Source organism: Rhodococcus sp. P4_B6 (genome assembly GCF_056402215.1).
The window spans coordinates 155548-168259 of sequence record NZ_JBFUHV010000004.1 but is presented as its reverse complement, the minus strand read 5'-3'; the positions used below and the strand labels follow the sequence as shown (position 1 = coordinate 168259).

The 12712-nt window shown below is 68.2% G+C and carries 9 protein-coding genes; 4 read left to right on the top strand and 5 right to left on the bottom strand.

Going from position 1 to position 12712, the window contains the following annotated elements; genetic code table 11:
* Positions 1–211: 211 nt before the first annotated feature.
* The 5 genes from AC1DWT_RS03230 to AC1DWT_RS03210 all read right to left on the bottom strand — a co-directional run bounded on the left by AC1DWT_RS03230 (position 212) and on the right by AC1DWT_RS03210 (position 5723).
* Positions 212–1213 (bottom strand): sugar phosphate isomerase/epimerase family protein, encoded by a 1002-nt coding sequence (locus tag AC1DWT_RS03230; RefSeq protein WP_477919710.1) that lies wholly within the window; start codon positions 1211–1213, stop codon positions 212–214.
* A 49-nt stretch (positions 1214–1262) separates the two neighbouring features.
* Positions 1263–2441, bottom strand: a complete 1179-nt coding sequence (locus AC1DWT_RS03225) for a Gfo/Idh/MocA family protein (RefSeq protein ID WP_477919708.1) — start codon at positions 2439–2441, stop codon at positions 1263–1265.
* A 229-nt stretch (positions 2442–2670) separates the two neighbouring features.
* Positions 2671–3738 (bottom strand): LacI family DNA-binding transcriptional regulator, encoded by a 1068-nt coding sequence (locus AC1DWT_RS03220; protein ID WP_095863503.1) that lies wholly within the window; start codon positions 3736–3738, stop codon positions 2671–2673.
* Positions 3739–3879: 141 nt separating this feature from the next.
* The gene (locus tag AC1DWT_RS03215; protein ID WP_477919705.1) at positions 3880–5061 is read right to left on the bottom strand and encodes a DUF2254 family protein; all 1182 of its coding nucleotides are present in this window, start codon (positions 5059–5061) and stop codon (positions 3880–3882) included.
* Complete coding sequence (locus AC1DWT_RS03210; RefSeq protein ID WP_095863501.1) at positions 5058–5723, bottom strand: hypothetical protein; 666 nt, start codon at positions 5721–5723, stop codon at positions 5058–5060. Before AC1DWT_RS03210 ends, AC1DWT_RS03215 begins: the two co-directional genes overlap by 4 nt.
* Before the next feature lie 193 nt (positions 5724–5916).
* On the opposite strand from AC1DWT_RS03210, the gene AC1DWT_RS03205 reads away from it, so the two are divergent.
* The 4 genes from AC1DWT_RS03205 to AC1DWT_RS03190 all read left to right on the top strand — a co-directional run bounded on the left by AC1DWT_RS03205 (position 5917) and on the right by AC1DWT_RS03190 (position 12699).
* Positions 5917–8271, top strand: a complete 2355-nt coding sequence (locus AC1DWT_RS03205; RefSeq protein ID WP_477919703.1) for a sulfatase-like hydrolase/transferase — start codon at positions 5917–5919, stop codon at positions 8269–8271.
* Positions 8272–8402: 131 nt separating this feature from the next.
* Positions 8403–10307: a helix-turn-helix domain-containing protein gene (locus tag AC1DWT_RS03200; RefSeq protein ID WP_477919701.1), complete on the top strand. Its 1905-nt coding sequence runs from the start codon at positions 8403–8405 to the stop codon at positions 10305–10307.
* Positions 10308–10454: 147 nt separating this feature from the next.
* Positions 10455–11729, top strand: a complete 1275-nt coding sequence (locus AC1DWT_RS03195; RefSeq protein WP_206014933.1) for a hydroxymethylglutaryl-CoA reductase, degradative — start codon at positions 10455–10457, stop codon at positions 11727–11729.
* 1 nt (position 11730) lies between these two features.
* Complete coding sequence (locus AC1DWT_RS03190) at positions 11731–12699, top strand: hydroxymethylglutaryl-CoA lyase (protein ID WP_477919699.1); 969 nt, start codon at positions 11731–11733, stop codon at positions 12697–12699.
* Positions 12700–12712: the final 13 nt, after the last annotated feature.

Sequence of the window (12712 nt, the reverse complement as noted above, 5' to 3'; positions counted from 1 at the left end):
ACCTCGGCCCCGACCACTACACCCGCCATATCAACCCGGACACCAAGAAACGCAACCACATCCGTCAACTCGAAGCCCTCGGCTACACCGTCACCCTCACCCCGGCCGCCTGACCCGCACAACAACACCACCACGACCTTCCCGGCTCCGCTGCGCTCCGCCGGGACAACCCGCGTGCCGGCACCACGAGCAAGGTCACCTCATTTTCGGATTAGCGTGATGCAACGGCGGACGCGGCGTCCTTCAACGTGCGGGCAGCGACCTGCAACCCTTCGAGCTGTCCGAGTTCGACATCCTCGTGCTCGATGTTGACGGCCATGTCGGGGTCGACGCGCTGCAGCGCCGCGAGGAACCGCGACCAGAAGTCGACGTCGTGTCCGCGGCCGACGGCGACGAAGTCCCACGCCGAGTCCTCGGGCCACTTGTTGACCACGTGCTTGCCGCCGAGCCCGGTGGGGTTCTGGTCGGCGGGAATCCGGGTGAACCGGTCGTCGAGGACACCGTAGATCTTGCAGTTCTCGTTGATCCGGGTGTCCTTCGCCGCCGCGTGGAAGACGAGGTCACCGAGCCAGTCGACGGCGGCGACCGGGTCGATTCCCTGCCAGAACAGGTGCGACGGGTCCATCTCGGCACCGACGTTCGTCGCACCGRTCTTCTCGACCAGACGCTTCAGCGTCGGCGGGTTGAACACCAGGTTCTGCGGGTGCATCTCGATCGCGACCTTGACCCCGTTCTCGCGGGCGAGCACGTCGATCTCCTTCCAGAACGGCATCGCGACCTGATCCCACTGGTAGTCGAGGGAGTCGAGATAGCCGCTGTCCCAGGTGTTCACGTGCCATGCCGGCCACTGGCCGCCCGCGTGCGCGGCGGGCAGCCCCGACATCGTGACCACTCGGTCGACACCGAGCAGGCCGGCGACGCGGATGGCGTTGCGCAGGTCCTCGGCGTCCTCGACGCCGACCTCGGGGTCGGCGTGCAGGGGGTTGCCATTGCAGTTCAGGCCGGCGATGGCGACACCGGTCTCGTCGAACACCTTCAGGTACTCCTGCGGCGACACCTCGCCGGAGAGGAGTTCCTTGACGGGCAGGTGCGGAGTGGGCAGGAATCCGCCCGCGTTGATCTCCGCGCCCTCGAGTCCGAGGGACGCGATGGTCTCCAGGGCCTCGCGCAGGCTGCGGTCGTGCAGGATGGCGGTGTAGACACCGAGCTTCATGAGTGGTCCTTGGTGGTGAGAAGAGTGTGGGTCGGGCGAGGGGGCCGGGTCAGCCGATCTTGACGGCTGCCCCGTGGGAGCGGGCGGACTCGGCGACGGCGGTGACGATCTGCATGCCGCGCAGCGCGTGGGCGAACGTCGGCAGCGGCCCCAGGCTGTCGATGCCGGCGATCTGGTCGAGGAAGGCGCGGGCCTGGTAGGCGAAGAACTCGGCCTTGCCGTGTCCGACGCCGCCCGCGTCCATCGGCAGGCCACCCTGGATGTACGGGTGCTGCGGTCCGATGATCACCCGTCGCTGACCGTTGACGGCGGGGTCGATACCCTCGCTGGACACCGAGAATTCCGCGGCGCGAGCCAGATCGAAGGCGGCGGACCCGGACGTCCCGAACAACTCGAATCCGAGTCCGTCCGGAAGCTGGTGCGCGACACGGGAAGCGGAGAACGTGCCGACCGCGCCGTTCTGGAAGCGCGCGGTGAACGTCGCGAGGTCCTCGTTCTCGACGGGAGCCATCTCCCCGGTGGTCTCGGCCTTGGTGTGGCCGTAGGTGACTCCGGCGGGCACGGGACGTTCCGTGATCACCGTGGTGAAGGTCGCGCCGCTGATCTCGACGATGGGACCACACACGAACTCGGCCATGTCGAGCAGGTGGCTGCCGACGTCCGCGAGCGCGCCGGTGCCGGGACCGCCGCGGTGCCGCCAGGTGATCGGCGAGGCGGGGTCGAGGCCGTAGTCGCACCAGTAGTGCCCGTTGAAGTGGATGATCTCGCCGAGACGCCCGGTCGCGAGTTCGTCCCGGATCGCCTGAATCGCGGGTGAGCGGCGGTAGGTGTATCCGACGGTTGCGATCGTGTCGGCGTCCGCCGCCGCGGCGACCATCGACTCGGCGTCCGCGATCGACCCGGCCAGCGGCTTCTCGCACAGTACGTGCTTCCCGGCGGCGAGGAGTCCTTCGACGATCTCCCGGTGCAGCTGGTTGGCGACGACGACGCTCACCGCGTCGATGTCCGGGGATTCGGCGATCGCCTGCCAGCTGTACTCGGCCCGCTCGTAGCCGTACCGCTTCGCGGTGTCGTCGGCGACGGCCTCGTTGATGTCGGCGATCGCGACGAGACGCACGTCCGGCCGGTCGGTCCCGAACAGGGTCGACGCCATGCGATATCCGGCGGCGTGTGCTCGTCCGGCCATGCCGCCGCCGATGACGGCGACACCGATCGAGTTGGAGGTCATGAGTGAAGCCTTTCGAGAGGGTGAAGAAACCGGCGGGTGTCCTGTCCGACTAGTTCGGTCTATTTGACCGGTCTAGTAAGACTACTATGAGCTGAATCACGCCGCGGTGTCAAGCCCAGCGCCGAGCGACACGCACCTACGCGTCGGAGCAGATAGGAACACCCGCCGGGCGGTCTGCAGCCTCGGCGGGTGGGATTATGAAAATTATTGCGTCAGTGCACGTTCCCGATCAGGACACGTCGGACCGGGATCCTTCCACCGGCGCGGGCGCCGGTCCGGTGGTCCGGCGCGTGACGAGCCGGGGCCGGAGAACGGTCGCGATCGATTCGGTCCTGCCGCGGTCCAGCCGCTCGATGACCGCGTCGACCGCCGTGGCGGCCTGCTCCCGCGGTTGCTGATTGACCGACGTCAGATCGATGTGCGCGAGCTGAGCCAGGAGGCTGTCGTCGTATCCGGCGACGGAGACGTCCTCCGGGATCCTCACGCCCCGGCTCCGCAGTTCGCTGATCAGCCCGATGGCACTGCGGTCGTTCGCCGCGATCACCGCGGTGGGCAGCTGGGACCGCTCGAGCAGAGTGTGCGCCGCGACCGTCCCGGCACTGTCGGTGAAGTCACCCTCGACGACGTCGACGTCGAGGCCGTGGCGACGCATGGCGCGGCTGTAGCCCGATCTCCGGTCGGCCGCAATCGTGCCCGCACCGCCACTGAGGTGCGTGATCTGCCGATGACCCAGTTCCACGAGATGATCGACGACGGTGCCGATGCCCTTGCCGTCCGCAGTGCGCACGACGTCCACCGAGCTGTCACCGACGCGGCGGCCGACCACGACCACCGGCAGCCGCTCCCCCAGCACGTCGAGGACGTCGGTGTCGAGTTCGGTGCCGAGCAGGATCAGCGCCTCGCAGCGGAAATCGAGCAGCGTGTCGACCACCTTCTGTTCGGCGTGGGTGGGAGTGAGCGCACCGAGCACCACCTCGTACCCGTTCTCGTCGGCGGCGGCGACGAGGTACTCGACCATCTCGGCGTGGAAGCTGTTGCGGATGTCGGCCATCACGCCGACGAGGTGGGTGCGTCGAAGCGACATCAGTGCGGCGGTCCGGTTCGGCCGGTAGCCGAGCTCGTCCGCGACCTCGAGGACGCGTTTCCGCGTCTCGGCGCTCGGTCCGGCGACGCGCCGAAACACCATGGAGACCAATGCCTTCGACACACCCACTCGATCGGCGATGTCCTGCATCGTGACGGCCTGCCGGGGCATCTGAACGGAACCGCCGCTCCGGGAATCGTCGTCGCTTCGCATGTGCGGACCCTTTCGCTCGCCGGGCACGAGGCACACCCAGGGTATCCGACACGGACCGAAGTACTAGACCGGGCTACCTCCCCGAACAGTCCGGGTGCCACGACGAGAAGCATCGGGCCGGGCGCGGGATCGTCGGCCCGTTCACGCGGGACGGGGAAGGAGTGTGGCGAGGTGTTCGTTCACCCAGGTCAGCCGCTGGGTGAGGACGTCGCGGTGGTCCGGGTGGGCCCGGTTCCGCACGCGTTCGAGCAATGTCTGGATGCGGATGAGGACACTGGGTGTGGTCGCCGCCGCGGGGATGAGGTCGTCGAGGCTGGTCCGGACGAAGTCGTCCCAGCCCGGTCGTGCGATCACCAGGCGCAGAGCGTTGTTGCGGTCGGTGACGCGCCGGGATTCGATCGGTGCCGCGGCGGCCCGGGCGAGCAGGTCCTCGAGGTAGTCGAGGGCCTGGACCGCCGTCGCGGGGTCGTTCGGCCGCAGCGCGCGTAGCGCGATGTCGGTCAGGAGCCTGAAGGCCAACAGCGGGTCTTGTTCGAATGTCCGCTCGCTGCCGACAACCAGCCCGCCGAGGACGATCGACGGTGCCAGTTCCCCATGGATGTCGGCGACCGTGGTGCCGCACTGCAGGGTGGTGCCCGGGGCTGCGCGCAGGACGATGACGGCGTTCGCGGTCTGGGCGGCGCCGACGAGGCGGTCCACCAGAATTCTTTGCAGCACGGCAGGTGATGTCGGCCAGGTGACCATGGTGCGAGGCTCGGGCAGGGGGGCTGCGGGTGACCCAACGGTGCTCGCGGCTGTGGGGCTCGCGGCGTCGAGGACGTCGCGGCCGCGGGCAGCGATGGAGTTCAGGACGGGCGAGAGTTGGATGGAGGTTGCCGCTGTCACCTGGAGGGTCCGCAGCAGCACGGCCATCACGGCCAGCAAGACGATGGCGATGATCAGGACGGCCATCGAGACCCGGGCGCGGGGGCCGGTGGCGAAGGCCGCGGAGATGCAGAAGACGGCCACGCCGAGGGCGAACGCGAAGGTCTGCCGCAGAATCGGGGTGTCACGGAATTGGGTCAGGCGCGGGCTGTAGTTCGAGGCCACCCACCGCACGACCAGAATCCCCAGTGAGTAGATGACGGCGACCAGGCCGAGCACACCGAGTCCGATCGTGGTCAGGACACCGATCACCTGCTGAGCCGGCACTTCGGGTCCGCGCCGGATCCTCGGGACGGTCAGCCCCAGGCCCAGCCCGACGAGGATGTACAGCACCATTGTGAGTTCGGCGTACAGGATGCGCCGACGACGGTAGGCATCACCGGCGGGCGCTGTGCTCATGGTCCTCCCTCCCGCGGCCGGACCGATTGTCGGTGATCGGTGGCGAGGATGTACACGCTGACCGCCAGCACCCACGCCGGGAAGACCAGCGCCACCCAGAGACTGAAGCTGACGATGACCAGCAGCACCACCGCGAACAGGTAGGTGGTGATCACCAGCGGCTTCGGCATCAGCCGGGTCCGCCACCACATCGTGGCCAGGGAGATCATGAACACCGCGGCCATCCGCACGGCGTAGACGTTGGTGACGTGCAGCATCACCTCCCGCCCGAAGTACACGATGTCGTTCTCCGGGGCGTTCGCGTTCCGGGAGACGGCGAGCAGTGCCCCCGCGAGCGCCGTCGACACGAACGTCATGGCGAGGAACAGCAGCCCGCTGCCCACGAAGACGGTCGAGAAGAAGCGGTCCTCGAGGTCGCCGAACCGGTCGCGCAGGACCCCGATGAACCAGAGGAACGCGATGCCCGCGATCGGGGCGAGGAACAAGGCGGTGGTGATCTGCGATCCACCCCGCGCCCAGGGCGCGCTTGCGGTGGCCGGCATCGCCGCGGCCAGCAGGGCAACGCAGGTGGCGAAGAGCACACCGAAGACGATGCCCGCGATCGCCGCGGAACGCGGTGTCCGCAGACGATGGAACTGGGCCTCGCTGCGCGGATCGGCCATGGGTTCAATCATGGCCGAAGTCGGGTGTGGGAACCAGCAGGCAACCGATCTGCTGCACCGCGGGTGAATAACGCCGCCGCGGCTTGCGCGTGCCGGGGGTAGACGCCCCGTCGCCGCACCGACAACGATGAAAAGGCGGGGTTCCCGCATGCCGAAAAGTGCGCAGCGGACCGTCGACCGGAGGAGCGACGCCATGGCCACCAACCGTAAGGGCAAGATCGCCGTCGATATTCGAGATTCGGTTCCGGACTGGTCACCGTACCTGCCCGCCGCGGCCCCCGAGGGCGCCCCGAACGTGCTGATCATCGCATGGGACGATGTGGGTTACGGCAGCATGGACGTCTTCGGCGGTCCCATCGAGACGCCCACCATGCGGCGCATCGCCGACTCGGGTGTGCGGTACTCGAACTTCCACACCACGGCGCTGTGCTCGCCCACCCGCGCCTCGCTGCTGACCGGCCGCAACGCCACCTCCAACGGGATGGCCACCGTCGCCGAGATGAGCTCCGGGTTCCCCGGCATCTCGACGCACATCCCCTTCGAGAACGGATTCATCTCCGAGGTGCTGGCCGAACGCGGCTGGAACACCTACTGCCTCGGCAAATGGCACCTGACCCCGAGCGAGGAATGCAACATGTCGGCGGTCAAGACCCGGTGGCCGCTCGGCCGCGGGTTCGAACGCTTCTACGGCTTCCTCGGCGGCGAGTCGAACAGCTGGTACCCGGACCTCGTCTACGACAACCACCCGATCGAGGCACCCGGAACCCCCGAGGACGGCTATCACCTGTCGAAGGACCTGTCCGACAAGGCGATCGAGTTCATCCGCGACGCCAAAGCCGTCGACCCGGACAAACCGTTCTTCATGTACCTGGCCCCGCAGGCCGGGCACGCCCCGCACCACGTCCCCCCGGAATGGGCCGACAGATACAGGGGCACGTTCGACCAGGGTTACGAGGCCATCCGCACCGAAATCCTGGCCCGGCAGAAGGAACTGGGCCTGTTGCCGAGGGGCACCGAGCTGTCGCCGATCAACCCGCACGGAGAGCCGAACACCACCGGCCCGGACGGTCAACTCTGGCCGATCCTCGACACCGTCCGCCCGTGGGGCTCGCTCACCGCCGACGAGCAGCGCCTGTTCATCCGGATGGCCGAGGTATTCGCCGGATTCATCTCCTACGCCGACGATCAGCTCGGCCGGGTGATCGACTTCCTCACCGAATCAGGTCAACTCGACAACACTCTGCTCATCGTGATCTCCGACAACGGCGCCAGCGGCGAGGGCGGACCGAACGGTTCCTTCAACGAATGGCGGTTCTTCAACGGCGTCGCCGACACCACCGAGGTGACACTGCCGCACCTGCACGAACTCGGCGGCCCCGCCTCGTACAACCACTACAACACCGGATGGGCCTGGGCGTTCGACACCCCGTTCCCGTACTGGAAGAGGTGGGCCGGGTACGAGGGCGGCATCGCCGACATGTGCATGGTCTCCTGGCCCGCCAGGCTGCAACCCCGCACCGAACCGCTGCACCAGTACATTCACGCGGTCGACGTCGTGCCCACCATCTACGAACTCCTCGACATCGAACCGCCCGCGGTGCTCAAGGGCTACACACAGAGCCCGATCGAGGGCGAGAGCTTCGCGGCCACATTGACCGACCCCACCGCCCCGGGGAAACAGACCCAGTTCTACGCAATGCTCGGGCAACGTTCCCTGTACCACGAGGGATGGCTCGCGTGTTCGCTGCACCCGCCGATCTCCGGGTGGGGCAACTTCGGCCACGACGTCTGGGAGCTCTACCACCTCGACGAGGACCGAGCCCAACTCCACAACCTCGCCGACACCGAACCGGACCGCCTCGCCGAGATGAAGGAACTCTGGTTCTACTACGCCGGCATCTTCAACGGCCTCCCACTCGACGACCGCAGCGCCCTCGAACAGGTCCTCGCAGACCGCCCGCACCCCGGCAAACCCCGCGACCGCTACGTCTACTACCCGAACTGCGCGGACGTCCCCGAAAGCGCCGGTGCCCCGATCACCGGCCGCTCCTACACCATCGCGGCCGGCGTCCACGTGGACACCCCCGACGCCGAGGGTGTCCTCTTCGCGCACGGCGGCGTCGCGGGCGGGCACAGTCTGTACGTCAAAGACCACCGACTCCACTACACGTTCAACTGGCTCGGCACCCGAATCGAAGACGTGGCCGCCGACCGCGACATCACCCCGGGCGGGCACGTGTGCACCGCCGAATTCACCGTGAAAGGCAAGAACGAGGACCCGGCCATGCCCGGGTTCGCCGGCACCCTCGACCTCTACCTCGACGAGCAGCAGGTGGCCAGCAGCGAAATCGTCACCCAACCCGGAGTGTTCTGCCTCGTCGGAGACGGAATCTGCGTCGGACGCGACAGTGCCTCCCCGGTCACCGCCGACTACACCGCACCGTTCCCGTTCACCGGTGGCACCATCGACAAGGTCGTCGTCGACGTCTCCGGGGCACACTACGTAGACCACGAGGCACAGGTCCGGGGCTGGTTCATGATCGACTAGCGCCGCTCACCGGAGCAGCCGCACCAGCCTCGATTTTCCGTCCGCGGCATCTGCCCGCCGTGCCGGGATTCGTGCGGGGCGCTGATCTCGATCAGTAGGGACTTCTCCGCCGGTCAGGGCAGAGTGTGGGCATGGATTCACGGGAGAGCGGCGACGCGCTGGGGATACTCGCCGACGCGATGGTCGGCGAACTGACCGTGGACTCGGCCGCGGTCCGTGAGGCGCTCGACCGGATTGCTGCCGGCCCGGCCGGCGGGGCGGCGTTCGCGGAGAAGGTGCGCAGGCACCAGGTCGAGCTGACCCGTTTGCGGCGACGGGAACGCGAACTCGGGGTGTTGTTCTCGAGTGCCCGCGAACTCGCCGAACTCCGCGACATCGACGCCCTCCTCGGACGGTTGGTGAGCCGCGCCCACGAGATGATGGGCACCGACGTCACCTACCTGTCCGAGTTCGATCCGGCGACCCGGGAGCTGAACGTCCGCAAGACCGCCGGCTCGGTGACACCGCAGTTCCAGCACCTCCGCGTTCCCCCGGGAATGGGCCTGGCCAGCCAGATCGCCGATTCTCGTGCCGCGCAATGGGTTCTGCGTTATCAGGACTACGCGGAGGGGCCGCACGAGGAACTCATCGACGACGCGGTCGCAGCGGAAGGGATCGTGTCGATTCTCGGGGTGCCGATGTTGTCGGACGGTCAGGTGCTCGGCGTGCTGTTCGCCGCCACCCGCCAGGAGTACGCCTTCACGCCGGACGAGATCGCCGTGCTGTCCGCGCTCGCCGATCACGCGTCGGTGGTGCTGCAGACCGCCAGCACCCTCGAACAGGTGCGCAGGTCCGAGGACGAGGCACGCACGGCACTCGACCGGCTGACCGAGTATCTGCAGGTCCGCGACCGGTCCACGGTCGTGCACCAGGAACTCATCGAGGCAGTGCTGGTCGGAGGCGGATTCGAGCAGGTGGCCGGCACCCTCTCCACCGCACTCGGCCGCACAGTCACGATCGTCGACCGGGATCTGCACGCCGTCGCCTCCCACCCCACGCCGGCCGGGCAGGTGTCCGCCCAGTTGCCGCCGCTGGTGCGGGATGCCATCACGTCGAGCCGGACCACCGGCCACTGCGTTCGCGTCGACGACCCCGGGACGCCGATCGTGGCCGCTGTCATCGCGGGTGAGTTGTATTTCGGCGCGGTACTGGTCGGGTCCGGGGACCTCGAACTAGGACCGGTCGACGAGCGCACCATCGAACGCGCCGCGCAGGTCGGCGCACTGCTGGTGCTGCAGCAGAATGCGATGGCCGACGCAGACCTGCGGGCCCGCGTCGAGTTGGTCGCGGACCTGCTCGACCCCGCACCGGAGCGGCGCCGCGATCTGGAACGTCGAGTGCGTGCCCAGCATGTCGCCCTCGCAGACCTCGAGACCGTCGTACTGGTCTCGGTCCCGGCCGAGGACCGCGCCACCGCGGCCCGTGACGCGACCGCATTCGTCGGCCGCCACGGCCTCGTCGGGGAACACGCAGGCGTCGTCGTTGCCGTTCTCACCGCTACCGCCCCGCCCGAGTTCACCTTGGACCTGCGCAACCACCTGCGCCAGACGTTGCACGGTTCGGTGCTGGCGATCACGACCCCCCGAGCGGAGTCGCCGGATGCGCTCCCCGCACGATTCGAGTCCGGTCTGCGCACCTCCCGACTACTCGCCGCGCTCGGCACCACCGACGCCGCGGTCAGCACCGACGCGTATCTGCCCTACGCGCTGCTGTTCGACACCGATGCACGGACGTTGAACGCGTTCATCGACGAGACGATCGGGCCGGTGCGCGCCTACGACGACGGCAAGGGAACGGACCTCCTCGCCACGTTGCGTGCATTCGTCCGCAACGAGGCAAGCCCGACGAAGACGGCGCGGGCCCTCAACTACCACACCAACACGATTCTGCAGCGACTCCACCGACTGGAGATGCTGCTGGGGCCCGAGTGGCGGGGCGACGAACACCTGTTCCGAATCTCGGCTGCGGTCCGCCTCGACGAACTCCGGGGGCAGTGATAGTCACACATTCCTGAAGGAAATACATGTGTGATCGATACATGTCGAGGTCGGCGGAATGCCCCTACCGTGTGAACCGAAGCACAGAACAGGGTTGCCGTCGGGGCTCACCACACGCCCCCGCCCGTGAGTACGTGGAGGAACACAGTGCCCGTCAACAGCCGCATCCCCGGTCTCAAGGATTCCAGCGCGCAGCAGCGCCGCACGGTGATCGCCGAGAGGACCGGCCTGTCCGAACTCGACGTCGCCGTGTTCGATCCCGGGCAGGGTCTCGGCATCGATCAGGCCGATCACATGATCGAGAACGTCGTCGGGGTCATGGCGATCCCGGTGGGTGTCGCAACCAATTTCACCGTCAACGGGCGCGACTACCTCGTCCCGATGGCTACCGAGGAGCCGTCCGTGGTGGCCGCCGCCAGCAACGCCGCCCGGATGGCGCGGGTGCACGGCGGCTTCCACACCTCCAGCACCGATCCGGTGATGCAGGCCCAGATCCAGATCCTCGACTGCCCCGACCCCGAGACGTCCCGGCTGCGGGTGCTCGAGGCACGCGCGGAGATCATGGAACTGGCCAATGCCCAGGATCCGATGCTGGTCCGATTCGGCGGCGGCGCACGCGACCTCACGGTGCGACTCGTCCCGACGCGCACCGGCGTGCACGTGGTGGTGCACATCCACATCGACGTGCGAGATGCCATGGGCGCCAACGCCGTCAACACCATGGCCGAGGCGATCGCCCCGAGGCTCGCCGAAATCTCCGGCGGGCGTTCGTTGCTGCGGATCCTGACGAACAAGGCGGACCTGCGGATCACCCGGGCCCGGGCCGTGTTCGACAAGGATCTGCTCGGTGGCGACGAGGTGGTCGACAACATCGTGCACGCCTCCGCGCTCGCCGAATCCGACCCCTACCGCGCCGCGACCCACAACAAGGGCATCATGAACGGCATCACCGCCGCCGTCCTGGCCACCGGCAACGACACCCGCGCGGTCGAGGCCGGTTGCCACTCGCATGCGGTCGCCGCGGACGGCCGGTACACGGCGCTCTCGCACTTCGAGAAGACCGCGGACGGTCACCTCTCCGGCACCCTCGAGGTGCCGATGGCCGTCGGACTGGTCGGCGGCGCCACCAAAGTCCACCCCGTCGCGCAGGCGGCGGTGAAGATGCTCGGCGTCTCCACGGCCTCGGAGTTGGCGGACGTGATCGTCGCGGTGGGGCTCGCGCAGAACCTGGGCGCCTGCCGGGCGCTGGCCGCCGAGGGAATCCAGCGCGGCCACATGAGTCTGCACGCCCGCACCATCGCCGCCTCCGCCGGCGCCACCGGCGACGAACTCGATCTGGTGGTCACGCGGCTCATCGACGACCAGCGCATCCGGGTCGAGCACGCGGAAAAGGTGCTCGCCGACCTTCGTTCCGGACACTGACATGACCGCCCCCGCGAATCCCGAACCAGTGTGGCGTCCGGCGCCCCACGCGTTCGCCGACCCGTCGCTGCCGTCCGCGGTCCGCATCTACGAAGTCGGACCGCGTGACGGGCTCCAGGCGGAGTCGGCGCTCGTGCCCACCGCGGTCAAGGCGGAGTTCTGCCGTCGGCTCGTGTCCGCCGGCGTCAGATCGCTCGAAGTGACGAGTTTCGTTTCCCCGAAATGGATTCCGCAGCTCGCCGACGCCGAGTCGCTCATGGCCGAACTCGACCTTCCCGACGACGTCCGCCAGGTCGTGCTGGTCCCCAACGAGCGGGGGCTGGGTCGGGCACTTGCCGCGGGCGCCCGGGAGATCGCCGTTTTCGTCAGCGCCACCGAGACGTTCGCCCGGAAAAACCTGAACACCACCGTCGCCGGCGCGCTCGACAACGCCCGGCCGGTGGTCGCGGGTGCGCGCGCCGAAGGAATCGGCACCCGTGGCTACATTTCGATGTGCTTCGGCGATCCGTGGGAGGGACGGGTCGATCCCGGCCGTGTCGCCGACATCGCCGCGGAACTGGCGGGCATGGGATGCTCGTCGATCTCGCTCGGTGACACCATCGGCGTCGCCACCCCCGGCCACGTTCGCGCTGTGCTCGACGCCGTCGTGGCCGCCGGTGTGCCGGTCGACTCCATCGCCGGACACTTCCACGACACGTACGGTCAGGCGCTCGCCAACGTGCACGCCGCACTGATCGCGGGAGTTACCGAATTCGACACCGCAGCAGGAGGTCTCGGCAGATGTCCCTACGCGAAGGGTGCCACCGGGAATCTCGCTACCGAGGACCTGGTGTGGATGCTGCACGGCCTCGGCATCCACACAGGCATCGACCTCGATACCCTGACCGACACCTCCCGCTGGATGGCCGGGCACATCGGCCATCCCAGCCCGTCTCGGGTGGCGACGGCCCTGACCGCCGCACTCTCCTAGCGCACGACACCCC

Excerpts from the sequence above, each read along its gene's own strand:
- AC1DWT_RS03225 (WP_477919708.1), bottom strand. The coding sequence starts at position 2,441 with ATGACCTCCAACTCGATCGGTGTCGCCGTCATCGGCGGCGGCATGGCC.
- AC1DWT_RS03220 (WP_095863503.1), bottom strand. The coding sequence starts at position 3,738 with ATGCGAAGCGACGACGATTCCCGGAGCGGCGGTTCCGTTCAGATGCCC.
- AC1DWT_RS03215 (WP_477919705.1), bottom strand. The coding sequence starts at position 5,061 with ATGAGCACAGCGCCCGCCGGTGATGCCTACCGTCGTCGGCGCATCCTG.
- AC1DWT_RS03210 (WP_095863501.1), bottom strand. The coding sequence starts at position 5,723 with ATGGCCGATCCGCGCAGCGAGGCCCAGTTCCATCGTCTGCGGACACCG.
- AC1DWT_RS03205 (WP_477919703.1), top strand. The coding sequence starts at position 5,917 with ATGGCCACCAACCGTAAGGGCAAGATCGCCGTCGATATTCGAGATTCG.
- AC1DWT_RS03200 (WP_477919701.1), top strand. The coding sequence starts at position 8,403 with ATGGATTCACGGGAGAGCGGCGACGCGCTGGGGATACTCGCCGACGCG.
- AC1DWT_RS03190 (WP_477919699.1), top strand. The coding sequence starts at position 11,731 with ATGACCGCCCCCGCGAATCCCGAACCAGTGTGGCGTCCGGCGCCCCAC.